22 protein-coding genes and 1 pseudogene are annotated in these 25,302 nt (G+C 70.7%); 14 read left to right on the top strand and 9 right to left on the bottom strand.

Translation table 11 applies throughout. From position 1 onward, the window contains the following. Nucleotides 1-218: 218 nt before the first annotated feature. A complete protein-coding gene (locus tag EGM46_RS04125) occupies nucleotides 219-1,976 on the bottom strand; it encodes an FAD-binding protein (RefSeq protein WP_125098897.1) in 1,758 nt (585 codons plus the stop codon). A 77-nt stretch (nucleotides 1,977-2,053) separates the two neighbouring features. Between EGM46_RS04125 and EGM46_RS04120 the strand changes: the two genes are divergently transcribed. Further along, the gene (locus EGM46_RS04120) at nucleotides 2,054-3,016 is read left to right on the top strand and encodes a LysR family transcriptional regulator (RefSeq protein ID WP_125098896.1); all 963 of its coding nucleotides are present in this window, start codon (nucleotides 2,054-2,056) and stop codon (nucleotides 3,014-3,016) included. Nucleotides 3,017-3,073: 57 nt separating this feature from the next. On the opposite strand, the gene EGM46_RS04115 is transcribed toward EGM46_RS04120, so the two are convergent. From EGM46_RS04115 to EGM46_RS04095, 5 genes are all read right to left on the bottom strand, one after another. Further along, complete coding sequence (locus tag EGM46_RS04115; RefSeq protein ID WP_206427491.1) at nucleotides 3,074-3,757, bottom strand: DNA alkylation repair protein; 684 nt, start codon at nucleotides 3,755-3,757, stop codon at nucleotides 3,074-3,076. 30 nt (nucleotides 3,758-3,787) lie between these two features. Beyond that, nucleotides 3,788-4,261 (bottom strand): Fe-S cluster assembly sulfur transfer protein SufU, encoded by a 474-nt coding sequence (gene sufU / locus EGM46_RS04110; protein ID WP_125098895.1) that lies wholly within the window; start codon nucleotides 4,259-4,261, stop codon nucleotides 3,788-3,790. Further along, complete coding sequence (locus EGM46_RS04105) at nucleotides 4,258-5,553, bottom strand: aminotransferase class V-fold PLP-dependent enzyme (RefSeq protein WP_241156167.1); 1,296 nt, start codon at nucleotides 5,551-5,553, stop codon at nucleotides 4,258-4,260. The genes sufU and EGM46_RS04105 overlap by 4 nt, the downstream gene beginning before the upstream one ends. A gap of 130 nt (nucleotides 5,554-5,683) precedes the next feature. Continuing rightward, nucleotides 5,684-6,910, bottom strand: a complete 1,227-nt coding sequence (locus tag EGM46_RS04100; RefSeq protein ID WP_125098893.1) for an MFS transporter — start codon at nucleotides 6,908-6,910, stop codon at nucleotides 5,684-5,686. 47 nt (nucleotides 6,911-6,957) lie between these two features. Continuing rightward, complete coding sequence (locus EGM46_RS04095) at nucleotides 6,958-8,034, bottom strand: DsbA family protein (protein WP_164512806.1); 1,077 nt, start codon at nucleotides 8,032-8,034, stop codon at nucleotides 6,958-6,960. Nucleotides 8,035-8,078: 44 nt separating this feature from the next. On the opposite strand from EGM46_RS04095, the gene rsmI reads away from it, so the two are divergent. The 10 genes from rsmI (at nucleotide 8,079) to EGM46_RS04045 (ending at nucleotide 19,415) form a co-directional block, all read left to right on the top strand. Beyond that, a complete protein-coding gene (gene rsmI, locus EGM46_RS04090) occupies nucleotides 8,079-8,912 on the top strand; it encodes a 16S rRNA (cytidine(1402)-2'-O)-methyltransferase (protein WP_125098891.1) in 834 nt (277 codons plus the stop codon). Continuing rightward, nucleotides 8,909-9,451: a hypothetical protein gene (locus EGM46_RS04085; protein ID WP_125098890.1), complete on the top strand. Its 543-nt coding sequence runs from the start codon at nucleotides 8,909-8,911 to the stop codon at nucleotides 9,449-9,451. The genes rsmI and EGM46_RS04085 overlap by 4 nt, the downstream gene beginning before the upstream one ends. 115 nt (nucleotides 9,452-9,566) lie before the next feature. Continuing rightward, complete coding sequence (locus EGM46_RS04080; protein WP_125098889.1) at nucleotides 9,567-10,583, top strand: FKBP-type peptidyl-prolyl cis-trans isomerase; 1,017 nt, start codon at nucleotides 9,567-9,569, stop codon at nucleotides 10,581-10,583. Nucleotides 10,584-10,659: 76 nt separating this feature from the next. Continuing rightward, nucleotides 10,660-11,748 carry a 1-deoxy-D-xylulose-5-phosphate reductoisomerase gene (gene dxr / locus EGM46_RS04075; protein ID WP_125098888.1) on the top strand — a complete coding sequence of 363 codons (1,089 nt, stop codon included), beginning with the start codon at nucleotides 10,660-10,662 and terminating at the stop codon, nucleotides 11,746-11,748. Between the two features lie 110 nt (nucleotides 11,749-11,858). Next, on the top strand, nucleotides 11,859-13,277 hold the full coding sequence (locus EGM46_RS04070; protein ID WP_206427490.1) for a M50 family metallopeptidase: 1,419 nt from the start codon (nucleotides 11,859-11,861) through the stop codon (nucleotides 13,275-13,277). A gap of 62 nt (nucleotides 13,278-13,339) precedes the next feature. Beyond that, on the top strand, nucleotides 13,340-14,488 hold the full coding sequence (gene ispG / locus EGM46_RS04065; protein WP_206427489.1) for a flavodoxin-dependent (E)-4-hydroxy-3-methylbut-2-enyl-diphosphate synthase: 1,149 nt from the start codon (nucleotides 13,340-13,342) through the stop codon (nucleotides 14,486-14,488). A gap of 264 nt (nucleotides 14,489-14,752) precedes the next feature. Beyond that, nucleotides 14,753-15,592, top strand: coding sequence for a type IV toxin-antitoxin system AbiEi family antitoxin domain-containing protein (locus tag EGM46_RS04060; RefSeq protein ID WP_125098887.1), 840 nt, complete (start codon nucleotides 14,753-14,755; stop codon nucleotides 15,590-15,592). A 285-nt stretch (nucleotides 15,593-15,877) separates the two neighbouring features. Beyond that, a complete protein-coding gene (locus EGM46_RS04055) occupies nucleotides 15,878-16,411 on the top strand; it encodes a PadR family transcriptional regulator (protein ID WP_241156166.1) in 534 nt (177 codons plus the stop codon). After that, nucleotides 16,408-17,181: an ABC transporter ATP-binding protein gene (locus tag EGM46_RS04050; protein WP_125098886.1), complete on the top strand. Its 774-nt coding sequence runs from the start codon at nucleotides 16,408-16,410 to the stop codon at nucleotides 17,179-17,181. Before EGM46_RS04055 ends, EGM46_RS04050 begins: the two co-directional genes overlap by 4 nt. After that, the gene (locus tag EGM46_RS04045; RefSeq protein ID WP_125098885.1) at nucleotides 17,178-19,415 is read left to right on the top strand and encodes an FtsX-like permease family protein; all 2,238 of its coding nucleotides are present in this window, start codon (nucleotides 17,178-17,180) and stop codon (nucleotides 19,413-19,415) included. The genes EGM46_RS04050 and EGM46_RS04045 overlap by 4 nt, the downstream gene beginning before the upstream one ends. On the opposite strand, the gene EGM46_RS04040 is transcribed toward EGM46_RS04045, so the two are convergent. Continuing rightward, nucleotides 19,393-20,163, bottom strand: a complete 771-nt coding sequence (locus tag EGM46_RS04040) for an aspartate/glutamate racemase family protein (RefSeq protein WP_206427488.1) — start codon at nucleotides 20,161-20,163, stop codon at nucleotides 19,393-19,395. The two genes, EGM46_RS04045 and EGM46_RS04040, sit on opposite strands and share 23 nt — an antisense overlap. Before the next feature lie 218 nt (nucleotides 20,164-20,381). Between EGM46_RS04040 and EGM46_RS04035 the strand changes: the two genes are divergently transcribed. Further along, complete coding sequence (locus EGM46_RS04035; protein ID WP_125098883.1) at nucleotides 20,382-21,560, top strand: amidase; 1,179 nt, start codon at nucleotides 20,382-20,384, stop codon at nucleotides 21,558-21,560. Here EGM46_RS04035 and EGM46_RS04030 read toward each other — a convergent pair. Continuing rightward, entirely contained in the window at nucleotides 21,557-22,312 is a 756-nt protein-coding gene (locus EGM46_RS04030) for a LysR substrate-binding domain-containing protein (protein WP_241156165.1), read from the bottom strand. The two genes, EGM46_RS04035 and EGM46_RS04030, sit on opposite strands and share 4 nt — an antisense overlap. Before the next feature lie 15 nt (nucleotides 22,313-22,327). Further along, nucleotides 22,328-22,504, bottom strand: a pseudogene (locus tag EGM46_RS15180) (helix-turn-helix domain-containing protein); the annotation flags it as partial. A 120-nt stretch (nucleotides 22,505-22,624) separates the two neighbouring features. On the opposite strand from EGM46_RS15180, the gene EGM46_RS04025 reads away from it, so the two are divergent. Together EGM46_RS04025 and EGM46_RS04020 are read left to right on the top strand one after the other, a co-directional pair. Continuing rightward, the gene (locus EGM46_RS04025; RefSeq protein WP_125098909.1) at nucleotides 22,625-24,232 is read left to right on the top strand and encodes an amidohydrolase; all 1,608 of its coding nucleotides are present in this window, start codon (nucleotides 22,625-22,627) and stop codon (nucleotides 24,230-24,232) included. A 61-nt stretch (nucleotides 24,233-24,293) separates the two neighbouring features. Beyond that, nucleotides 24,294-25,280 (top strand): transporter substrate-binding domain-containing protein, encoded by a 987-nt coding sequence (locus tag EGM46_RS04020; RefSeq protein WP_125098881.1) that lies wholly within the window; start codon nucleotides 24,294-24,296, stop codon nucleotides 25,278-25,280. Nucleotides 25,281-25,302: the final 22 nt, after the last annotated feature.

Below are 25,302 nucleotides of genomic sequence, written 5' to 3'. Positions count from 1 at the left end.
GGCGGGGCCTCCTGGCGCGGGACCGGGGCGGAGGAGGGACGCTGGCGTGCTGGTGGGTCTGGAGTCATGCCACGATCCTGCGCGATGCCGGCGCGGCCCGCAGCGGTTGTCCACAGCATGCCGCCCGGCCCCCGCGAGAACGCGGAAACCGGGCGGCTGTGAGCGAGAGTGCCGGCCTCTTCGCCGAGCTGGCTGGCACCCTCGATGAGCCTGCCGGCCTACTCGACGAGCTTGCCGGCCACCGAGTCGTCGGCGTCGGCGTACGCGAGCTCGCGGAAGGAATCGGGCGCCTCGGGCAGCGGCTCGAACTCCACACCGCCCTGCGGGGTCCACACGAAGTTGCCGCGCAGCTCGGGGCTCGTCTCCGGGAAGTCCGAGCGGTTGTGGCAGCCGCGCGTCTCGCGCCGCTCCAGCGCGCACTCGAGCGTGGCACGCGCCGCGAGGATCGAGCCGAACAGGTCGAACGCGTGCGCGAGATCGTCGAAGCCGGCGATGTCCGGGTGCGCGGTGACGTTCGCCACGCGCTCCTCGATCGCGGTAAGTTTCTCGAGGCCGGCCACGAGGCCGGCCTCGCTGCGCACCACCCCGGCGTGCTCCGTCATCAGGTCGCGCAGCGCGCGCTGGAGGCGGCGCGGGCTCTCCGTACCGGTTCCCTCGAGCAGCCCGGTCATCTCGGCGCGCGCCTCGGCGACGGCCGCCGGATCCCGGTGCACCTCCGTGATCCCGCTCACGTACTCAGCCGCGTCGGTGCCCGTGATACGGCCGTAGACGAGCAGCTCGATGAGCGAGTTGCCGCCGAGCCGGTTCGCGCCGTGCAGGCCGCTCGACGCCTCGCCGATCGCGTAGAGCCCGTCGACGCCCGTGCCGTGATCCTCCGGCCGCACCCACACGCCGCCCATCGAGTAGTGCGCGGTCGGCGCGATCTCGATCGGCTGCTCGGTGATATCGAGCATCTGCAGGTCGATCAGGTTGCGGTACACGCGCGGCAGCTTCGACAGGATCTGCTCGCGCGGCAGGTGCGAGACGTCGAGGAAGACCCCGCCGTTCGTCGTGCCGCGCCCCTCGACGATCTCGGTGTAGCTCGCGAGCGCGACGCGGTCGCGGGTGGAGAGCTCCATCCGCTCAGGATCGTACTTCGCCATGTACCGCTCACCGAGCGCGTTGCGGAGGATCCCGCCCTCGCCGCGCGCGGCCTCCGACACGAGGAGACCGGCAGCCTCCGCGGGCTCCAGGATCCCCGACGGGTGGAACTGCACGAGCTCGGCGTCGCGGATCTTGCCCCCGGCGAGCGCCGCGAGGCGGAACGAGTCGCCCGTGTTCTCGTCGCGCCGCGACGAGGTGTTGCGCCAGATGCGCGTGTGGCCGCCGGCGGCGAGGATCACCGCGTCGGCGTTGATCTGCACGGGCGTGCCGTCGACGATGTCGAAGCCGTACGCGCCGAAGATCCGGCCGTTGCTCGTGAGCAGGCGCGTGATGTAGATCGTGTCGACGATGGGCACCCGGAGCTCCGCGGCGCGGCGCATGAGCGTGCGCTGGATCTCGAGGCCCGTGTAGTCGCCGGCGTAGGCGGTGCGGCGGTACTTGTGCGCGCCGAAGAAGCGCTGGCTGATCCGGCCGTCCTCCTCCCTCGCGAAGGGCATGCCCCAGCGCTCGAGATCGGCGATGCCCTCGGCCGCGCCGCGGGTCACCACCTCGACGATCGCCGGATCGGCGAGGAAGTAGGACTCGCGCAGCGTGTCGGCCGCGTGCTGCTCCCAGCTGTCCTCGGGGTCCATCGTGCCGAGCGCGGCGTTGATGCCGCCCGCGGCGAGGGTGGTGTGTGCGTCGTGCGCGCGGCGCTTGCCGACGGCGAGCACCTGCACGCCGCGCTCGGCGAGCTCGATGGCGGCGCGGAGGCCGGCGCCGCCCGTGCCGATCACGAGGACGGAGGTGGCGAGCAGGCGCTCGGTGCGTGTGGAACCGGTGGTGGATGTCATGCGCACCACGCTAGGGAGCCGGCCATGATTACTCCAATGAATAGAGCTGATCGCCACGATGCGTCTAGGCTATGAACATGAACCTTGAGCAGCTCCGCGGCTTCGCGGAAATCGCCGCGACCGGCCATTTCACGCGGGCAGCCGAGCAGCTGCACCTCGCGCAGCCGTCGCTGAGCCGGCAGATCTCCAGCCTCGAGCGCGAGCTCGGCGTCGAGCTCTTTCACAGGGTGCGCGGCAACATCGCGCTCACGGGGGCCGGCGAGCGGCTGCTCCCGCTCGCGCGCCGCATGCTCACCGACGCCGACACCGCGCGCAGCGAGATGGCCGAGCTCGCCGGGCTCAAGCGGGGCAGGATCCGGCTAGGCGCGACGCCGACCCTCTGCACCAGCCTCGTGGTCGACGTGATCGCCGAGTTCCACGCGCGCTACCCCGGCATCGACATCGAGATCCTCGAGCGCGGATCGCGGACCCTCATCGGGGCGCTCGTCGAGGGCGGGCTCGACCTCGCCCTCATCGTGACGAGCGTCGCCGCGGGCGAGGCGCGCGCCGTGCTCGAACGCGAGCCGATCCTCAGCGAGCGCCTCGTCGTCGTGTCGGCCGGGCATCTGCCCGACCCGTTTGCGCGTGCGCGCGGCCACGAGGACCGCGCGGTGCCGCTCGCGGAGCTCGCCGCGGTGCCGCAGATCGCCTTCCCCGTGAACTACGACCTGCGTGTCGCGATGGACGTCGCCTATCGCGCCGCCGGCCTCACCCCGGTCGTCGCGGTCGAGGGCGTTGAAATGGACGCGGCCCTCCGGTTCGCGGAGCGCGGGATCGGCGTCGCCGTCGTGCCCGCGATGGTGGCCGTCGACCGCCCGAAGCTGCGTGCCACCCCGCTCGCGGGCCCCGAGCTGACGCGCACGGTGAGCCTCGCCAGGCGCTCGGACATGGCACCCACCCCGTCCGGGGCCGCGCTCCAGGCGCTGATCAGGGAGATTGCGGACCGCCTCGCCGCCGGCGACGCGACGGGCGAGCTCGTCAGCCGCGTCGCGACTCGCTGAACACGGCCGGCGGGGTGGCGCGGGACGCGTGGGCGAGCCGCAGCGTGACCGCGGCGCCTACGCCTGGCGGGACACCATCTCCGTGATCCAGATCGGGGCAAAGGGGGAGACGCAGCCGGGCGGCGTCGGGTAGTCGGCGAGCACCTGCAGGCGCTCGCCGATGTCGATCGCGCGTGCGCGGAGCGCCACGTCAGTGATCCCGATCTGCGCGAGGCACTCGTTCATCGCCCACTGCAGCGACTCGGGGGCCGCGCCCATCTCCGCCTCGATCTGGTCGAGCAGCGCCACCCGGTCGATCCCGGCTGGCCGCTTCACCACCCGATCCGTGGTGAGCGCCCAGCCGGAGCCGGCGAGCAGCGGATCCGGGTCGTCGAACCAGCGCTCGCGAAGCGCGTCGGCGTGCGCGCTCTTCTTCACGATGTAGTTCACGAGCCAATCGCGCACCTTCGGGATCCGCGAGTCGCGCAGCATCGCGTCGAGCTCGTCGGCGGTGTAGTCCTTCGGCCCGCTGATGAGCAGCGCGACGAGCCGCTCCGGGGAGCCGCCCGTCGCCCACAGCTCGCGCGCGAGCGCCGGATTGCGCTTCAGCTGCTTCGCGATCGCGCGGAGCTTCGTGAGGTTGACGCCGTGGTCGTCGCCGTGACGCTCGTTGATCGCGCGCGCCTTCGGGTCCTCGAGCGCCGCGAGCGCGCGGGACACCTCGGCCGCCGTGCTCGCCGGCGTGATCTCGATTGCGGTCATCCCAGCACCCCGTTCCGTTCGGTCAGCGCGCTACGCGGCGCGCTGCGCTTCCACCTGCTTCAGGTCGGCCTCGAGCGCGACCCAGCCGAGCATCGCGCACTTCACGCGCATCACGAACTTGGCGACGCCCTGCAGCGCGACGGCGTCGCCGAGCAGCTCCTCGTCGGGCTCCTCGGTGCCGCGCGCCTGGATCATCTGGCGGAACGCGTCGATGCGGGTGTGCGCCTCCTCGAGCGAAAGCCGCTCATCGCGCACCAGCTGCGACAGGATCGAGGCCGAGGCCATCGAGATCGAGCAGCCCTGCCCCTGCCACGCCAGCTCGGAAATCGTGCCGGTCTCCGGGTCAACCGAGATCGAGAGGTCGATCTCGTCGCCGCAGCTCGGGTTGAACTCGTGGTGCGAGGCGGTCAGCGCACCGTCGGCCGGGGACAGCTCGCCCTTCCCGATGGGACGCTTCGAGTGATCGAGAATCAGCTCCTGGTACAGTCCGTCGAGCGCGCTCACGCCGACACCTCCGCTCCGAAATACCGCTGGGCGCCGCGGAGCGCGTCGAGGAACCGGTCGATCTCGTCCTCGGTGGTGGTCAGGTGCACGCTCGCGCGCGTGCTCGATGTGATGCCGAGCGCGCGGTGCAGCGGTTGCGCGCAGTGGTGGCCGACGCGCACCAGCACGCCCTGCTCGTCGAGGAACTGGCCAACGTCGTGCGCGTGCACGCCCTCAACGGACACCGCCGCGAGCGCGACGCGCTGCGCCGGGTCCGCCGAGCCGAGGAGCCGCAGCCCCGGCGTCTCGGCGATGCCCGCGACGAGCCGCTCCACGAGCTCGTGCTCGCGCGCGGCGACCCGCGCCATGTCGGCCTGCTGCAGGAACGCGACGGCGGCCCCGAGGCCGACGACCTGCGACACCGGCTGCGTTCCGGCCTCAAAACGCAGTGGCGGCGGCATGAACTCGGCGCGCTCCATCGTCACGCGCGTGATCGCCGATCCGCCGGTGCGCGCCGGCGGCAGCGCGTCGAGCATCTCCTGGCGTCCGTAGAGCACGCCGATCCCGTTCGGGCCGAGCATCTTGTGCCCGGAGAACGCCGCGAAATCGACGCCGAGCGCGCCGAAGTCGACGGGGAGGTGCGGCACCGACTGGCAGGCGTCGAGCACGGTGATCGCGCCGACGGCGCGCGCGAGCTCGACGAGCTCGGCGACGGGCGCCACCCACCCCGTGACGTTCGACACGTGCGAGAACGCGAAGACGCGGGTGCGCGCGGTGAGCGCCGCTCGCGCGTCGTCGAGCGTCCACGTGCCGTCCTCGCGCACGGGAATGTAGCGCAGCGTCGACCCGGTCTTCGCGGCGAGCCGCTGCCAGGGGATGAGGTTCGCGTGGTGCTCCGCCTCGGTGATGAGGATCTCGTCGCCCGCGCCGAGCGCGTACCGCTCGCTGCCGGCGACGCCGAGCCCCGCGTTCGCCTCCCCGATGCCGAGCGCCACGATGTTCAGCGCGTCGGTGGCGTTCTCCGCCCACACGATCTGCTCGGGCGCGCTCGCGCCGACGAACGCCGCGACCGCGGCCCGCGCGCCCTCAAACGCCATCGTTGCCTCGCCGACGGCACCGCTCGTGCCCCGGTGCACCGCGGCGTTCGCGGTCTCGAGGAAGCGGCGCTCCGCGTCGAGGACGACGCTCGGGCGCTGCGACGTCGCACCGGAGTCGAGGTACGCTGGACCGCCCTGCCGATCCTGCGCGGCGAAGTACGGGAACGCGGCGCGCAAATCCGCGACCTCCGCTGGGGTGAACGTACGAGCAGACATGGTCTCCATTCTTCCATCGCTTGCGGGCGATGGGGCTCCGAGTTCTCCAACAGCGTTGGCTTCGCGGCTATTCCGCCGCCGGGATCCTGCGCGCGTGCGATGCGCGTGCGTGCGCCGCCCGCGCGTGGTCCTACCGGGCGCTCGGGCCCGTCAGCCCCCAGTTGATGCCGCCTGCGACGAGCGCGATGAGCGCCGCGATGAGCGGCATCACCAATGCGGCCGGGGTGCCGACGTTGTCGGCGATGCTGCCCGTGATGGCCGCGGCGGCCGACTGGCCCACCATGAGGCCGGAGCCGAGCATCGTCATCACCGTCGCCGAGCGGCCGGCCGGGCTGCGCTGCGCGCCGAAGCTGTAGAGCGTGACGAGCAGCGGGCCGACGCCGATCCCCATGAGCGCGAGGCTGAGCAGCATGCTGGGCAGGTCGTGCGCGCCCTGCAGGAGCAGCCCGCCGGCGACGATGAAGAACGCGAACACCGGCCAGCGGTAACGCAGCGTGAACCGCGGGGACAGGAACGCGACGGCGATCGCGAAGATCGCCGAGCCGATGCCCATGACGCCGTAGATGAGGCCGGCCTGCTCGGCCGCGCCGCGATCCTGCATGAACGCGGTGAGGGAGGTGAGCATCGAACCGAAGAAGAGGCCCACGGCCACGATCCCGATCACCGTGATGAGGAGCTGCGGCCGCAGGAGCTCCGACGCCGGCGCGAGCGTCGCGGCGCGGTCGGCCGCGCTCTGCGGCGGCGCGCTCGTGTGGTGCAGCGCGAACGCGGTGACGAAGATGAGCGTGAGGATCGACGCGCCGACGATCGGGGCCCACGCGCCGAGCGTCGTGGCAAGGAGGCCGACCGCCACCGGGCCGAACACGAAGATCACCTCGTCGGCGGCCGACTCGTACGCGAGCACCGTCGACAGGGTGCGCGGGCGCCGCGCGGCGGGCAGATCTCGCTGGATGATCGTGACGAGGCGGGAGCGCGACATGGGGGAGGGCTGCGGCGCCGATGCCCCAGCGAGGAAGGAACCGAGGAACACCGTCCAGACCGGGAGATCGCTGAACGCGACCCAGGCGAGCAGCCCGAGGAACACCGCGTTGATCGCGCCAGAGATGAGCAGCGTCGGGCGCTGCCCGAAGCGGTCGGCCGCCGCGCCGATGAGCGGGCCGAAGCAGGCCACGCCGAGGCCAACCATCGCGGAATTCAGGCCGCCGAGCTGGACCGAGCCGCGCGCGGACACGACGAGCGTGAGCACGCCGATGACCATCATCGCGTAGGGGAGGCGCGCCACGAGCGCGATCGGGAAGTACAGCGTCCCCACGCGGTCGCGCAGCGTGATGGCGGGAGAGTTCGTCGATTCCTGCATAGCCGACCGAGTCTACTCCATGCGGCGGGCGCCGCCGCCAGTGCAGCCTAGTCGACCGCGATGCCCTGCTGCGCGAGGAACGCGCGGAACGCGGCCGGATCGGCAGGGTCGCCCGGGTAGGGCACGCCGTCGACGACCACGAGCGGGGTGCCAGTGACCCGCAGCTCGGGATCAGCGGCGTGCGGCACGGGGTTCGCGAATACCCAGTCGGAGAGGGCCTGCGCGAACGGCACGAACCGCTCCTCCGTGATGCACGCGCGCGCCTCGGCGTTCAACGCGCCAGCGCCGTCCTCGATGGCGGCGATGATGCCGTCGTTGTCGAGACCTGGGCCACCCTCCGCCGGCTGCACGTCGGGCAGCATCAGCGCGGCGTTCGCCTCCCACGCGGCGTCCGGCTGCGTGTCCGCGAGGCACGCGAGCGCACCGGCAGCGCGTGAGGAGTAGTAGCTGCCCTCCGACACGCGGTCGAGGAAGGTGAGCGGCGTGAGCTCCACCGCGGCGGTGCCGTCAGCGAGCACCTGCGCGAGCGTGTCGGCGTTCGCGGTCTCGAAGAGCGCGCAGTACGGGCATCGGTAGTCGACGTAGACCCGGATCAGCGCCGGAGTGCCGAGCTCCGCCGCGGTGCGCGGCACGGGCAGCGCGTTCGCCTCGGGCGCCGCCGACGTTGCGAGCCCGCCGTCTGCGCCGCCGAACACGAGGCCACCGCTCGCCATGTTGCGCGGCCACTCGACCGCGGTTGCAACCTCCCCGCCCGAGCCGTCCGGTGTCTGCCCGCCCTGCTGGCCCTGCCGCGCCGCGCCGACGAGCGCGCCGCCGAGCGCGAGCGCGCCGACGATGACGGCCGCAATGACCGCGAGCGCGCCAGCGGCCACGCCGGTGATCGCGGGGCCACGGCGCAGCCCGCGCACGAGCGCGATCACGCCGAGCACCAGGGCGACGACGCCGAGCGCCGCGCCCACCCACGCGAACGCGGCGAACGTGACCGGGGCGACGAACACCGTCACCGCGCCGACGAGCCCGAGCGCCATCGCCGCGATGGGCAGCGCCTGCCCGCGGCGTTCCGGGACCTGTGCGGATGCGGCGTAGGGGTGCGGGGGCGGTCCGGGCAGCTGCGAGTCGCTCATGCGTGTCATTCTGGCAGGCGCTCCTCCGGAATAGCATGGGAGGCATGATCCTCCTCGCTGCCACCCCCATCGGCAACCTCGGTGACGCCTCGCTCCGGCTCCGGGAGACCTTCGAGGCGGCGGCGGTGATCGCGGCGGAGGACACCCGCCACACCGCGCAGCTGCTGCGGCTGCTCGAGATCGACAACCGGCCGGAGCTCATCGCGCTCCACGATCACAACGAGCACGAGCGGGCGGCCGCGCTCGTCGCGCGCGCCGCGAGCGAGGACATCGTGCTCGTGAGCGACGCGGGGATGCCGACGGTCTCGGACCCCGGCTTCCGGGTCGTGCAGCTCGCGGCGGAGGCCGGGGTGCAGGTCAGCGCGATTCCCGGGCCGAGCGCCGTGATCACCGCGCTCGCCGTCGCCGGCCTCCCCACCGACCGCTTCGCGTTCGAGGGCTTCCTGCCGCGAAAGGCCGGGGAGCGGGGTCGGGTGCTCGCCGGGCTCGCATCCGAGCGCCGCACCCTCGTGTTCTTCGAGGCGCCCACCCGCCTCGCGGTGACGCTCTCAGACCTCGCCGACGCGTTCGGGCCGGAGCGCCCGGCCGCGGTCTGCCGCGAGCTCACCAAACTGCACGAGGAGGTGCGCCGCGGCGAGCTCGCCGAGCTCGCCGAGTGGGCGGCCGACGGCGTCCGCGGCGAGATCGTGGTCGTCGTCGGCGGTGCCCCCGAGGTGGAGGTCTCGCCGGAGACGGCGCTCGCCGAGGTGCAGCAGCGCGTCGCCGAGGGGGAGCGGCTGAAGGACGCCAGCCGCGCCGTCGCCGAGGCGAGCGGGCTCTCCGCCAGGGAGCTCTACGCCGCCGCGCTCGCCGCACGCGGGACGGAGGGAACGCGATGAGCCGCCGCCCAGCCGCTGCGAGCGCGCAGGCCGGCCCCGACGCGCGCCGCCGCGTCGGTATCGAGCTCTGGCGCCTCGCGCTGCCGGTCCTCTGGTTCGGCCTCATCGCGGCGATCTCGTTCATCGAGGCCCCGCTGAAGTTCCAGGCGCCAGGGATCACCATCCCGCTGGGGCTCGGGATCGGCCGGCTCGTGTTCGCCGCGCTCAACGTCGCAGAGGGGCTCGTGCTCCTCACCCTCACCCTGCTCTCGTTCTGGCCGCTCGCCACACGCATCTCCGGCGCGAGGTTCGGGATCTGGGCGGGGCTCGCCGCGGTCTACGTCGCGAAGATCACGCTCGTGCGCCCACCGTTGAACGCGCGCACCGACCTCGTCCTCGACGGGGCCGATCCCGGGCAGTCGATCTGGCACTACGTCTACATCGGCTGCGATCTCGCCACGATGATCCTGCTCGCGCTCGCCGCAGCCGGCGCCGCCGGTGCGCTGCTGCCGCCGCGCACCGCGCCGGGCGGGGCCCCGGCTCGCCGCAGCCGGCGCTAGGAACGGGCGCGCGCTCGCGAGGGTTTCCCAGCGGGCGGGCAGCGGAATGCGAAATACTGGGGCAATGCCCACGGCCGTACGGCCTCGACGCTTGTGAAGAAGGACGTTCAGCCTCGTGAAACTCTCCCGCGCTCTCCTGCCCACCGCCCTCGCGGGCGCTCTGCTGCTCTCCGGCTGCGCCGGCGGCAGCCCGACCGCAGACGCCGCGGGCGCCGACTGCCTGGCGCCCGGCGCCGCGAGCAAGGAGGTCACGGTGAGCGGGACGACCGGCACCGATCTGAAGCTCGACTCGAAGACGCCGGTGAGCGCGAAGGAGATGCAGCGCTCGGTGCTCACCGAGGGCGAGGGCAGCGTGGTCAAGGACGGCGAGACGATCTCCGTCAGCATGACCATGTTCAACGGGGCAAACGGCGACGTCATGCAGCAGCTGCCGGCGGCGCCGGTGCCGTTCAGCAAGGACCAGCTGACCGGCTGGGCTTACGAGGGCATCCGCTGCGGGGTGCCCGGGCAGCAGATCGCGCTTGTCGCTCCCTACGCCGAGATGTTCGGCGACACGAAGGCGGAGGACACCCAGGTCCCCGATCTCACCGAGAAGGACTCGATCGTGCTCATCATGGAGTTCGGTGAGATCGGCGAGGACACCGGCGCAACCGGCGAGCCGGGCACGCTCGAGCCGGGCGACCTCCTGAAGAAGGCCGAGGGCAAGGCGCAGTCGGCTCCCGAGGGCTTCCCGACGGTGAAGCTCGACAAGGACGGCAAGCCCACCATCACCATGCCGAAGGACGCCAAGGCGCCCGAGAAACTGTCGATCGCCACGCTCATCGAGGGCGACGGCGAGACCGTCGAGCCGGGCGACCGCGTGTACGTCCACTACCGAGGCGTGATTTGGCGCACGGGCGAGGAGTTCGACTCCAGCTGGAAGACTGGCGAGCCCGCGAACTTCACCACCACCGGCGTGATCGGCGGCTTCCAGCAGGCGCTCGAGGGCCAGAAGGTCGGCTCGCAGATCATCTCCGTGGTGCCGGCCGAGGACGGCGGCTACGGTGCGGCCCAGCTTGAACAGATGGGGCACCAGGGCGACGACGTGATGGTCTTCGTGCTCGACATCCTCGGCACCGTGCACGCCGAGTAGCCTCACGCGGCTCGAACGCACCCCGCCCCCGTCTTTCGGGGAGCGGGGTGCGCTCGTCTCCGGCAGAATGGTGTGCATGAAGCGCATCGTCATTCTCGGTTCCACCGGCTCGATCGGCGAGCAGGCGCTCGACGTCGTGCGCAAGAATCCCTCGAAGTTCCAGGTGGTGGGCCTCATCGCCGGCTCGAACGCCGAGCGCATGGCCGAACAGGCCGAGGAGTTCAACGTCGAGCACACCGGGCTCGGCGCGGACGCCGCGGAGCAGCTCATCCGCGAGGTGCCCGCGCAGGTGGTGCTCAACGGCATCACCGGATCGGTGGGGCTCGGGCCGACGCTCGCCGCGCTGAAGGCCGGCCGCACGCTCGCACTCGCGAACAAGGAGTCGCTCATCGTCGGCGGCGATCTCGTCACCGAGCTCGCGGCGCCCGGCCAGATCGTGCCCGTGGACTCCGAGCACTCCGCGATCGCGCAGGCGCTCCGCTCCGGGCGGGCCGAGGAGGTGCGCCGTCTCGTGCTCACCGCCTCGGGCGGCCCTTTCCGCGGCCGCAGCCGCGAGGAGTTGCGCAGCGTGACGCCTGCGGAGGCGCTCACCCACCCCACCTGGAACATGGGGCGCATGGTCACCACGAACTCGGCGACGCTCATGAACAAGGGCCTCGAAGTGATCGAGGCGCACCTGCTCTTCCGCGTGCCGTACAGCAGCATCGAGGTCGTGGTGCACCCGCAGTCGATCGTCCACTCGATGGTCGAGTTCGTCGACGGCTCCACGATCGCGCAGGCGTCGCCGCCCGACATGCGGCTGCCGATCGCGCTCGGGCTCACCTGGCCAGACCGGCTCGCCAACGTCGGGGTGCCCCTCGACTGGCGAAGCGCGACCAGCTGGGACTTCGAACCGCTCGACGCCGAGGCGTTCCCCGCGGTCGAGCTCGCGAAGGAGGTGGGCCGCGCGCGCCGCACCTACCCGGCCGTCTACAACGCGGCGAACGAGGAGGCGGTGACCGCGTTCCACGCCGGCCGCATCGGCTTCCTCGACATCGTGGACACCGTACGCGAGGTGCTCGAGGCGCACCGGGCCCCCGAGGAGCTCACGCTCGACACCCTCGTTGAGGGGGAGCGCTGGGCGCGCGAGCACGCCGAGCGCGTCATCGCCCGCCGCGCGGCGTAGCGGGGCGCCGGCACACGCTCGGCCGATCCCGAGCTGATCCCCGGCAGTTCCCCGGCGGTTCCCCGGGAAGCGCCCAGGGCTTTCCTCGGGCCACGGAGTAGCCTGAGTGCGTGACTGACGTGCTGCTCTACGTGCTCGGGTTCCTGATTGTGCTGATCGGGCTCGCCGTGTCCATCGGCCTGCACGAAATCGGGCACCTCGTGCCCGCGAAGCTGTTCGGCGTCAAGGTGACGCAGTACATGGTGGGCTTCGGGAAAACCCTCTGGTCGCGCAAGAAGGGCGAGACCGAGTACGGCATCAAGGCGATCCCGCTCGGCGGCTACATCGCGATGACGGGGATGTACCCGCCGCAGAAGCCGGGCGCCGCGCCCCGCGCGTCGACCACCGGCTTCCTGAACTCCGTGGTGGAGGAGGGCCCGCTGCCCGTCACGAGGCCGCAGCCCGACACCGCCGTCGCGGATCCCGAGCTGCGGCGCGGGCTCGCCGGCCTCGTCGATGACGCGCGCCTCGCGAGCGCCGAAACCATCGACGCCGGCGAGGATCACCGCACGTTCTACCGGCTGCCAGCGTGGAAGCGCATCATCGTGATGCTGGGCGGCCCCGTCATGAACCTCGTCCTCGCGTTCGTGTTCTTCACCATCGTGCTCGTCGGGTTCGGGATTCCGCAGGCGAGCACCACCCTCGGGGCGGTGAGCGAGTGCCTGCAGCCGGCAGGGAGCACCGCGAAGAGCTGCGCAGCCGGGGATCCCGCCGCACCCGCCGCGGCGGCCGGGCTCGTGCCAGGAGACACGATTGTGGCGGTCGACGGCGCGGAGATCACCGACTGGGAGGCGTTCCGCGACGCGGTGGCCGCGTCGCCCGGCCGGACCATGCAGCTCGAGATCCTCCGCGACGGCAGCCCGCAGACCGTGGCCCTCACCCCGGCGGCCAACGAGCGCGCGCTCGTCGACGAGGACGGGAAGGTGCTGCAGAACGATGACGGCTCGGTGCGCACCGAGACCGTCGGCATGGTGGGGGCCACCCCGGCCTCCGAGTACGTGCCGCAGCCGATCACCGAGGTGCCTGCGTACGTCGGGGAGAACGTGGCGCGCGTCGCCGGGGTGATTGTGCAGCTGCCGCAGCGCATGGTGGACACCTGGAACGCCGCGTTCGGCGCCGGCGAGCGCGACCCGAACGGGCCCATGAGCGTGGTCGGCGTCGGCCGCCTCGCCGGGGAGATCGTGAGCCTCGACGAGGCCCCCGTCGCCGCCCGCGTGCAGAGCGTGCTCGGCCTCCTCGGCTCGCTGAACATCGCGCTCTTCGTCTTCAATCTCCTGCCGCTCATGCCGCTCGACGGCGGGCACGTCGTCGGCGCGATCTACGAGTCGATCAAGCGCGGCTTCGCGAAACTGCGGGGCAAGCCCGATCCCGGTCCGATTGATGCGGCAAAAATGGTGCCGGTCACGTTCGCCGTCGTGGTGGTGATGGGCGCCATGATGGTGCTGCTCGTGTACGCCGACCTGGTGAAGCCGGTCACGTTCTTCGGGTAGCAGCCGCGCCCATCGGCGCCGCGCCGAGCGCGCATGCAGGATGCAGGGCTAGACTCTTCTCCGTGGCAGCAGTCAATTTGGGAATGCCGAAGGTCCCCGTGGTGCTCGCACCCCGACGCAAGTCGCGCGAGATCTCGGTCGGTTCAGTCAAGGTGGGCGGAAACGCTCAGGTTTCGGTGCAGTCGATGACCACGACGCCGACGACCGATATCAACGCAACGCTGCAGCAGATCGCCGAACTCACGGCGGCCGGCTGCGACATCGTGCGCGTCGCGTGTCCCAGCCGCGACGACGCCGAAGCGCTGCCGATCATCGCGAAGAAGAGCCAGATCCCCGTGATCGCGGACATCCACTTCCAGCCGAACTACGTGTACGCCGCGATCGACGCCGGCTGCGCCGCGGTGCGCGTGAACCCGGGCAACATCCGCAAGTTCGACGATCAGGTCGGCGAGATCGCGAAGCGCGCGAAGGCGGCGGGCGTCTCGCTGCGCATCGGCGTCAACGCCGGCTCCCTCGATCCGCGCCTGCTGCAGAAGTACGGCAAGGCCACCCCCGAGGCGCTCGTCGAGAGCGCCGTCTGGGAGGCGTCGCTCTTCGAGGAGCACGACTTCCACGACTTCAAGATCTCCGTGAAGCACAATGACCCGATCGTCATGGTGCAGGCGTACCGCCAGCTCGCCGAGCGCGGCGACTGGCCCCTCCACCTCGGCGTCACCGAGGCCGGGCCGGCGTTCCAGGGCACGATCAAGAGCGCAACGGCGTTCGGCATCCTGCTCGGCGAGGGCATCGGCGACACGATCCGCGTCTCGCTGTCCGCGCCCCCGGTTGAGGAAGTGAAGGTCGGCCTGCAGATCCTGCAGTCGCTGAACCTCCGTGAGCGCAAGCTCGAGATCGTGTCGTGCCCCTCGTGCGGCCGCGCGCAGGTCGACGTGTACACGCTCGCCGAACAGGTCACGAAGGGCCTCGAGGGCATGAGCGTGCCGCTGCGCGTCGCCGTGATGGGCTGCGTCGTGAACGGGCCGGGCGAGGCGCGCGAGGCAGACCTCGGCGTCGCCTCGGGCAACGGCAAGGGCCAGATCTTCGTGAAGGGCGAGGTCATCAAGACGGTGCCCGAGAGCGAGATCGTTGCGACGCTCATCCAGGAGGCCAACCGGCTCGCCGCCGAGATGCCGGCCTCCGAGTCGGGCACGCCGGAGATCATCACAGCGTAGGGTGCGGTGGCGCGCTTGCGCTTGCCGCTGGGCTTGCGCTTGCCGCCGCGCTTGCGCGCAACCCAGCGATTCGGCGTAACCAAGCCGCACGCCCCATGGTTCGTCTTGGATACGCCGAATCGCTGAGGTTGGGAGCGGGCTGGCGCGAGTGAAGGTCGCCTCTGGCTCGCTCACAGGAGGGCCGGCGACGTGTTGCGTGCCGATTTCTCCCCAGGTCACCGGTCCCCGCGCCCCCTCGCGCGACGCGGAGGCAGACTTGACGCCATGGTGGTCTCATTCGTGCACAGCAGTGGTGGCTTCGCACGCACCGCGGAACTGCGTGACGCCGGATTCAGTGCGCACACCATCACGAAAGCGGTGCGCAGCGGTGCGCTGATCCGTCCGCGCAAAGGGTGGGTGGGGCTCCCGCGCGGCGATCCGTTGCTCCTGCGCGCCGCGTCGAACGGCCTGCTGGTCTCGTGTGTGACGCAGGCCAAGCGGCTGGGCCTGTGGGACCCGGGCGGCCCGCGCGCCTCGCGCGAGCACTTTGCGGTGCGACAGGCCGGGGCGGAGCGTCGCCCAGCGCAGGTGGTGCTGCACTGGGGGAGACCGCTCGTCCCTCGTGCGCGCGGAGCGCTCGAGGATGCGCCGGAGAACGTGCTGCACTTTGTCTCCCAGTGCGTGCCCTACGTTGATGCCCTCGCCGTGTGGGAATCCGCGTTCCGCCGCCGCGTCGTGGACCGGGCGGTGATGGCCAGGCTGCCGGTGAGCGGGAACGCTCGGCGGCTCCTTGCGGAGGCGACCCCGTTCGCGGACTCGGGTCTCGAGACCATCGTGCGCGCCCGATTGCGATGGTTGCGCATCCCCATGACGGCGCAGGCGTGGGTGCACGGCCGGCGGGTGGATCTGCTGATCGGTGCCCACCTCGTCGTGCAAATCGATGGCGCGACGCACACCGGGGCGCAGCACAGCACCGACATTGCGCACGATGCGCAACTGCGACTCCGCGGCTACACCGTCGTGCGCGTGGGGTATCAGCAGGTGATGTACGAGTGGCACACGGTTCAGGGGCTGATCATGCGCGCTATCGCGCAGGGGCTGCACCGCGCGGCCCCGCGTCCATAGTCTCGTGGGTTTCGGCCATCCTGGTGGCACCCCCGCGGTACATGTGCGCTGTGGTGTCGCTGCTCACCGGCTGCCGTACCCAATCGATTCGGCGTATCTAAGCCTCACGCGCAGATTCAGGCTTGGATACGCCGAATCGCTGTGCGTGCGTGAAGGGTATGCGTGCGTGGGCGCGTGTGGGTGGGGTGCGCGTGGGTGGGGGTGTACAGCCCGGGGCGCTCGCACGAGGGTGCTGCCGCACGGCGGCAGTTGCGCGACTATACACTCGGCGTATACGCTCGGTGTATGGCACCCATGGACTCCTCGCACGCCGTGCTCGGGCTACTCGGCACCGGCTCCGGCTACGGTTACGACCTGAAGCACGACTACGACCGGCACTTCGGTGCGGAGAAGCCGCTCGCCTTCGGGCAGGTCTACGCGACGCTCGCCCGCCTCGTGAAGCACGGCTTCATCGCGCTGCTGGGCGACGAGGCCGGCGGCGGCCCCGACCGCAAACGCTACGAGATCACCGAGGCCGGCCGCGCCGAGCTCGACGACTGGCTGTTCTCAGCCGACACGCCATCGCCGACGCTCCAGAGCAACCTGTTCGCGAAGACGATCATCGCACTCCTGCTCGGCGACGACGCCGCCAGACTGCTCGACCTGCAGCGCGCCGCGCACCTGGAACGGATGCGCGAACTCACCCGCAGGAAGGTCGGCGCGGATCTTGCCACCGTGCTCATCTGCGATCACGCCCTCTTCCACATCGAGGCGGACCTCCGCTGGATCGAGCTCACCTCGGCCCGCCTGACCGAGCTCGGCGCGACGGTGGCCCGATGAGCGCGGCACATCTCGCTGCGGGCTCCGCGCCGGACCCCGCAGCACACCTCGCACCGAATCCCGCGCCGAACCCCGCGCCGAACGACGCGATCCTCAGCGTCCGCGGGATCGAGCGATCCTTCGGGATGGACGTCGCGCTCCGAGGCATCGACCTCGACGTCGCGCGCGGCGAGATCCTCGCGATCATGGGCCCATCCGGTTCGGGGAAGTCGACGCTGCTGCACATCCTCGCCGGGGTGCTCACCCCCGATGCCGGCACCGCGCACTACCGCGCAGCGGCCACCGAGAGCGCCGCCGAGCTGAGCGCGCTCGGCGAGGCCGAGCGCGCGAAGCTCAGACTCTCCGAGTTCGGCTTCATCTTCCAGTTCGGGCAGCTGCTGCCGGATCTCAGCGCCGTCGACAACGTGTCGCTGCCGCTCCTCCTCGCGGGAACGCCCCGCCGGGTTGCGCTCCGGCAGGCGCGCGGCTGGCTCGAGCGGCTCGGCCTCGCGGAGCACACCGAGAAGCTCCCGTCCGAGCTCTCCGGCGGGCAGGCCCAGCGCGTCGCCATCGCGCGAGCGCTCGCGACCGCGCCGCGGGTGATCTTCGCGGACGAGCCGACGGGTGCGCTCGATTCGCTTTCCGCGGAGCAGGTGATGCTCACGCTCACCGAACTCTCGCGCGCCTCGGGCACCACGGTGGTGCTCGTCACCCACGACGCGCGGACGGCGGCGTACGCCGATCGCGAGATCGTGGTCCGTGACGGCAAACTCTCGGGGCTGTCACGGTGAGGGCGCTCACACTCGGCTGGGTGCTCGCATCCCGAGAGCGCGGCGGCTCGAAACGGCTGATCGGGATCGCGGCCGGGGTCGCGGTCGGCGTCGCACTGCTGCTCCTCGTTGTCGCTGCCTACCAGGCGCTCGGCGACCGCAGCGCGCGGTCGACCTGGCCGCTCGACAACGCGTTCAAGACCGGCTCGACGGCCGAGCCGGAGTACGGTGATGACGCGGTGTGGGTCGCGCCGAGCGGCATGCTGGGTATCCCCGGGGATTTCTTCGACGGCCAGGCGATCACCCGGGTGACGATCGCCGCGACGCCGGACTCGACCGTGGCGGTCCCCGGTATCGAGCGCGCGCCGCAGCCGGGGGAGTACGCCGCCTCACCGGCGCTCGCGCAGCTCATTGACGCCGCTCCGGCTGACGAGCTCGGCGACCGCTTCGGCACGCGGATCGGGATCGTCGGGGACGAGGCGCTTCTCGGTCCCGAGACCCTGCTCGTGATCGTTGGGGCTGCGCCCGATACGGTCGAGCCGATGCTGGGCGCGAGCGTGCAGTCCGAGCTCGTCGGTGTCCGATTCCCGAGCCCCGCGTACGCCATGATCGCGATCATCGGCGGGATCGCCGTGCTCTTTCCCGTGATCGTGCTGATCTCGATCGTCACGAAGCTCGGGCAGGCGGCGCGCGCGGAGCGGTTCTCGACGATCCGGCTCATCGGTGCCTCGCCGCGCCTGGTCGCCGTGCTCGCCGGCCTCGAAGCGGTCGTGCCAGCGCTCGTCGGCGCGCTCCTCGGCGTCGGCCTGTTCTTCGCGGTTGGGCCGCTCGCCGCGCTCGTCGAAATCGAGGGCTCCAGCTTCTTCCTGAGCGACCTCGCGGCGCCGCTCTGGGCGGTGCTGCTCGTGCCGCTCGGCACCGTGCTGATCGCCGGGCTCGTCGCGTTCGTCACCGCGCTCCGCGCCGGCCTCGGCCCGCTCGGCGGGAGCCGCGAGCAGCGGGAGCGGCGGCCCAGGTGGTGGTCGCTGGCCCCGCTCGGGGCTGGCGCTGCGGTCATCACCGTCCCGGCGCTCGTCGCGGCGCTGCGAGTGGACATTCGCGTTCCCGCGCTCGCGATTCTGTTCGGGTTCATCCTCATCACGGTGGGGCTGGTGCTCGCCGGGCCGTGGCTCGCCGCGGTGGTCAGCCGGCTCGGCGCCGCACGCGTCGGCGGCGCGGCCGGCGTACTCGCGCTGCGCAGGATCGCGCGCCACCCCCGCGCCACGTTCCGTGCCGTGAGCGGCCTCGTGCTCGCGCTGTTCGTGGTGACCGTGTTCGCGGTCGGCACCACGGCCGAGACCGCCGAGGAGTTCGCGGACGTGCCGCCGACGGAGCTCGTGCCGCCAGCCGCGCTGGTCACGAACCTCGCCTTCGACGCCGTTGCGTCGGATCAGACCGCCGCGATCGGGCGCGTCGCGGCCACCCCGGGCGTCGCGCGCGTCATCGAGGTGGGCTGGTACGAAGCCGAAGCCGAAGCCGGCGCGCCCGCCGGCACCGACGGGCAGGCGCTCGACGGCGGCTTCGTCGTGGCGGCGGACGACGCGCGCGCGCTCGGCCTCGACCCCGGCGCGGCCGACTGGCTGTGGATCGAGCAGCCGTACTTCAGCCCGTTCGCGCTCGGCCGGGACGTCGACACGGCCCCGATCACGCAGGTGGCGGCGTCGACCGCGGTCCCGAACCTCCTGGTCACGCTCACCGATGGGGCGCCGGGTTCCCGCGAGCGGGCGCGCACCGCGCTCACGACGAGCGGACTCTCGCTCGTGACCCTGCCAGCGACGCGAGCCGAGAGTACCGACGCCGGATCGACGCGCTTCGCGCGCCAGTACGTCGGCCTGGCGTGGGTCGGGATCCTGATCGCCACGGTGATCTCGGTGATCTCGCTGTCGGTGTCGACGATCGCGGGGATGCTCGATCGCCGGCGACAGCTTGGCCTGCTCCGGCTGAGCGGGATGCCGGCCGCGACGCTTCGGCGGATGATCGTGATCGAGACCGCGCTGCCGCTCGCGACGGTGTTCCTCGTCACGATCGGGCTGGGCTTCCTGACCGCGTGGGCCGTCGTTGTCGCGCTGAGCGGCGGCGACCGGCGGGTGACGCTGCCCGACGCGAGCTACCTCGGCCTGATCGGGATCTGCCTCGCGCTCGCGGTCGCCGCGATCCTCGTGGTGTTCCGCTCGGTGCGCAGCGAGCTGCCGCTCACCGCGACGCGGTTCGAGTAGGGAGCGCCGCCGCGTGCGCGACGCACGCGCGAGCGAGCGCGGTGGTGGGGTCGGTGACCGGGGGAACGGCCGTGAGCGTGCTCCACGCAATGGGGAGCTCGGAGCAGCCGGCGATCACGGTGCTCGCCCCTTGCCGGACAAACGCCTCGATCACCGGGGCGAGCACCTGCCCTGCCGCGGCCTCGGCTCCCCGCTTCACTTCTGCGATCGCGGCGCTCACGGCCTGCTGCTCCGTGTCGGAGGGTTCGAGCGGCAGAAAAGCCGCGGAGCGCAACCGTCGGGCGTACAGACCACTGGCTCGGGTCGCGGCAGTGCCGAGGACCGCAATGCGGGATCCCGGTGCCGTCGTCCGGTGCAGCTCGGCGACGGTGGCCCCCACCATGTCGAGGATGGGGATCCCCACTGCGTCGCGCACCTGGTCGAGAAACAGGTGAGCGGTGTTGCAGGGAACCGCGAGGAACCCGGCCCCCGCGTCCTCGAGTCGCCGCGCGCCGGCGATGAGGGCCGCGACCGGGCTTTCGCCCCCGTGGAGAAACGCGGTCGCGCGATCAGGGATTGAGGGGTCCGACCAGATGATGGTGCGCAGATGGTCTTGATCCCGCTCCGCGGGGGTCGCCTGGACGATCTTCCGGTAGAAGTCTGCGGTGGCCGCTGGCCCCATCCCGCCCAGGACGCCGATCACGGCGGCTTCGGGTCCGCGCGCCTGAGATCGCTCAGGCGGGCGGACTCCGGAACGAGTGGCGGGCACGAGCGGCTCCTTCGGTAGGTGGGTGGGATGTCGCGACGGCGCAGGGCGCGGCGACATGGACAACGGCTACGCTACAAATTCTGCGCACGCGCTCGCACCGCGGAATCGAGATGCTGAGCAGCAGGAGGAGTGCGCCTTGGGGACGTGAGCACGCGCGGCCTTCGGTGCTAGCGTGAGCAGCGCAGGCCCGCGCCGGCGGGACGCATCGAGGAGACCACGTGAGCGACTACCCCGCTGGCATTGTCATCACCACGCTTGCACGCTCGGGAGTTGCCGAGGCGCCGACTGAGGAGCCGAGGCTCAGGCTCGCGGTGAAAGACAACATCGATGTCGCGGGTGCGGTCACGAGCGAGGGCTCGCGTTTCACTTTCGAAGAGTCTGAGCCGGTTGTCCAGTCGGCGCCCGTGGTGCAGGCGGTGGTGGATGCCGGAGCGATTCCCGTCGCGAAGGTGAACCTCCACGAGTTCGCCTACGGCGTGACGAGCAATAACCCGTGGTTCGGTGCGGTGCCGAACCCCGCACTCCCTGGGCGGATCCCGGGCGGCTCCTCAGGCGGAAGCGCTGCCGCGCTCGCGGTTGGTCTGGCCGACGTTGCGCTGGGAACCGACACCTCAGGGTCTATTCGCATGCCGGCCGGATGTGTGGGCGTTGTGGGGCTTCGCCCGCGTGCCGGACTCCTGGACCTGCGCGGGGTGCGGCCGCTCTGCCCGTCATTCGATACGGTCGGGCCGATGGCGTTCAGCGTTGAGCGTGTCGCGTGGGCCTGGCGCGCGCTCGAGGGGACCAGTGCGGATGCGGACAGCGAAGCGGGGGCGCCACTGCGGATCGGGGTGCATGATCCTGACGCACGTTTGGGCAGTGACCTCTTCGCTGCACTCGCATGTTCGGGAGCCACGGTGATCCCGGCGAGATGGGGTACAGGAAGCGGAGAACGGTTCGGAGAGGCGTTCATCGAGGCAACGTTGGCTGCGCTGTGGCCCGCGTTTCGGTACGAGGCGGCGCACACGCATGCCGGGCGGTTTCCCGCCCGAGCCCCCGAGTACGGGGCGAGCGTTGCGCGAAAGCTCACCGCAGCACAGCGGAGTACCGAGCGGAGCCATCGAGAGAGCATGCGAACGCTCGCGCGGCTGCGCACCGAACTGCTGGGCGGATGGCACGATGCCGAAATTGATGCCGTGGTGCTCCCCACCCTCGGCTGTCCTGTGCCACGAACTGGAGACCCGGAGCACGAGTACGAGGATGCGCTCGGCCGTTACACGGCCGTCTGGTCCGGCGTGAATCTGCCAGCTCTTGCAATTGGTGATGTGCAGATCGTCGCGCGCACCGAGCGCGCGGTGCTGCGCCTCGGACACCAGGTCGAGCGCGCAGGCCTCAAACCCATGCCCGCGCGGGACTAAGCCGCGCCACTCGGTTGGGGAACCTCGTTCGCGTCTGCGTCTGGAGCGAGTGCGCGTTGGACTGCTGCGAGCACCACCCGCGTTGATGGGCCAGGGGCACTGGGCGACACGAGCGCGTGTACATCGCGGGAGAGCTCGAGTCCCGGTACGTCGAAGGCGTCGACCCCGCGCGGGGCGAGACGCGCCACGACGCTCGGTACGAATGCGCTGGCCGCGCCCGCGGCCACGAGATCGAGGACGACGTCGAAGCTGTCGCTATGGGTCATCGCTCGTGCGCGGATCCCAGCCTGGCGAAATACTCCTTCGATCACCGTCGCATCGCTCGTGCCCGGATGGTGGAGCGCCCAGGGCAGCTCCGAGAGCACCTCCGCGGCAGGAAGGTCACGAAGCTTCTGCCCAAGCTGCCACGATGCAGGGGCAATGAGCCGATACGAGTCGGGGTCAAGGTCGAGCTGGTGTACGGCGGGCGGCCATGCGAGGCCGCTGCCAGCGTACCGGTACACGAATGCGATGTCCGGCGCATCGCCGGCCGCGAGCGAGCGAACCGCGGCCGAGGGATCCTGCACGGTGATGCGCAGTCGCACTCCGCTCCGTTGGAACACAGGATCCGCGTACACGCGGGCCAGCGTTGCCCGCGCCAGACTCGCGTACAGCACCACCGAGACCTCGCCGGACACACTGTCATGTGCCGTGCGTGCGGCTTCGAGAATGGTGTCGAGGTCGGCGAAAACCGGGGCTGCTGCCCGTGACATCGCGCGCGCGGCCTCGGTGGGATGGGCGCTGCGCGCGGTTCGCTCAAATAGCGGGACCCCGACGAACTGCTCGAGCGCAGTCATCTGTTGCGAAACCGCCGAAGCGGTGTAGCCCAGACGATTCGCTGCACCAGCAAATGAACCCAGCTGCACGACCTCAACGAGTGTGCGCAAATGGATCGGATTGAGCATGAGTTCTCCTTGTGCTCAGCATGGCGCATCGACGTGGGTGCCGCATTGAACCGTGCCGTTCTCTGCCCCTATTGTTGCCTCAGGAGATCCCGAGAGCAACCACAAGGATGAGGAGTGCTGATGGTCGAGACGCTGTATACGCATCCGAGCATCCTCAGCGATGCGGTCGTCGCGCGCGGTGCAGACTCAGGAACAATGGCCGACGCGATCCTCGTTTCGGACGGCATTATTGTCGCAGTTGGCGCCCGTCGGGAGCTCCGAGACCGGGCACCCTACGCGGCGGAGGTCGCGCTCCCGGGCCGTGCGGTTGTTGCAGGGTTTCATGACGCCCACATTCACCTCGGGAGCGTTGCACGCTCGTTGGTGGCGCTGGATCTCCGATCCTGCTCCTCGCTTGCCGAGGCGAAGGATCGGCTGCGGAGCTACCTGCGCGCGCACCCTGGATCTGGATGGGTCGTGGGCGGGCGCTATGACAGCAACCGCTGGGCGAGCGGAGTGCCTACCAGACACGATCTGGACGCCGTGTGCGCTGACCGACCGATCGCGCTTGCGAGCCTGGACGGGCACTCAGCGTGGCTCAACACTGCGGGGCTGCGCGCCGCAGGAATCGATCGGAACACCCCGGACCCGGTCGGCGGGGATATCGCACGCGAGCCGGACGGGCGGGAGCCCGCGGGGGTCGTGCGGGAAAGTATTTCCGACGAGGTGCGCGAGCTATCTGAGCGCGGGATGGATCCTGATTTGCCTGGGCTGCTGAAGCATGCCCAAGATGCCGTGCTGGCACAGGGGATCACTCACGTGACGGATCTCGACGAGGCTGCGACCCGTCGCGCACTCCTCGACCTGCGCGATGACGGGGCGCTGAAGATCCGCGTGCACAAGGGGATCCCGATGGCGGACCTCGACACCGCGATCGATGCAGGCTGGCGCACGGGTGGTGGTGACCGTTGGTTTACGGTCGGGCCCGTGAAGCTCTTCTCGGATGGCGCGCTCGGGTCGCACAGCGCCCACATGGGTGAGGACTTCGCCGACGCGCCAGGCAATGCCGGCATCGAAGTGCTGCGACGCGAAGAACTCGCTGCACTGGTGAAACGTGCCAACCGGGCAGGCATCGCGGTCGCCACACATGCGATTGGTGACCGGGCCAATCGTCTGGTTCTCGATGCATACGCCGAACACCACGAGCTTACGAAGCGCATGGGGCTGCGCAACCGCGTTGAACACGCGCAGCACATCGCGCTCGCGGATCTCTCTCGCTTCCACTCCCTGGGTGTGATCGCCTCACTGCAGCCCACCCACTGCACCACTGACTACGCGCTTGCCGCTCAGCGGATCGGGGAGCGTCGCCTGGCCAACTATGCGTGGCGTTCGTTGCTCGACTCGGGTGCCGCGCTCGCATTCGGGTCGGACGCTCCAATCGAACCCACGTCGCCGATGTTCGGAGTACACGCGGCGGTGACTCGACAAGATCGAGCGGGTGAGCCCGTGGAAGGGTTCGAGCCTCATGAGCGGCTGAGCGTTCCCGAAGCGCTGAGCGCGTACTCCGCGGGTGCCGCCTATGCGGCTGGGCTCGAACAACGCGTCGGACGAATTGCGCCGGGGCAGTACGCCGACTTCGTCGCGCTGACCGAGGATCCCACCCAGATCCCGCCGTCCGCGCTTGCCAACGTCACCTCGGCGGCGACCGTCGTCGATGGCGCGGTCGCGTTCGTGCGCGACGACCAATAGTGAAGACCACCGTTCCACCCACGTACCGCCCGAACCGGGCGCCACACCAGTAGGAGTAGCAATGCAGCCACGACTCACCCTTTCCAGCCGGGCGTTCGCCCGGACCGCCACGCTGCTCGCGGCGGGAGGCCTGTTTGTCGGCCTGACCGCGTGCGGCGGACAGAGCCTCGCTGACGTCGACTCGGGCGGTGGGGATACCGAATCGAGCGCAAGCGAGTTCATGCCGATCCCCTCGGAGGAGAAGGCCAAGGATGTGCTCGAGGGGATCACCGCTGACGCGGAGCTCGCCGCGCAGGTCCCGGACGACATTCGGAAGAACGGTCTCCGCGCAACCACCTCGGTGGGCTATCCGCCCATGGAGGAGTGGGGCACCAATGGTACAGACATCGTGGGCGTCGATCCGGCCATCGCGCACGCGATCGCCCGCAAACTCGACCTCACGCTCTCGATCCAAGACCAGGAGTTCAACGCGATGATCCCCGGCCTCATCTCGGGCCGTTACGACCTACTGCTCTCCTCGATGACCGACAATGAGGAGCGTCGAGAGACGACCACGTTCGTCGACTACGTTCAGGCCGGGAACGCGTTCCTTGTCGCGAAGCGCAACCCGGACAAGATCACCGTGCCCGCGGACCTTTGCGGCAAGACCGTCGCCGCGGTCGAGTCAGGATCCTCGGCGCTGCTTGCCGAACAGTTCTCGAGCGACTGCGAGAGCGCAGGTAAGTCCGCCTACGACATCCTGCTGCTGGGCGGCGACAGTGAAGCAAACCTCAGCGTGCAGAGTGGCCGATCCAGTGCCACGATTACCGACTACCCGGTGGCGGTTGCGCGCGCGGCGGATCCCGAATCACACATGGACGCGGTGCGTATCGAGGGCGACGAGAGCATCTGGGGCATCGGTATCGACAACTCCAAGGCCGAGTTTGCGGAGACGGTGCAGCAGGCGCTGCAGTCGCTCATGGACGACGGCAGCTACGCCGAGATCCTCGACGCGTGGGGCCTCGGCGATATGGCGCTCCCGAAGGCCACGATTAACGGCGGCGCGTAGGCGCGTCCGAGGAACGCGAGGA

The organism is Leucobacter chromiireducens, from assembly GCF_003917135.1.
Taxonomy (GTDB): domain Bacteria; phylum Actinomycetota; class Actinomycetes; order Actinomycetales; family Microbacteriaceae; genus Leucobacter; species Leucobacter chromiireducens_A.
The sequence above is the reverse complement of the archived record's forward strand: the minus strand, read 5'-3'. Positions and strand labels throughout refer to the sequence as shown.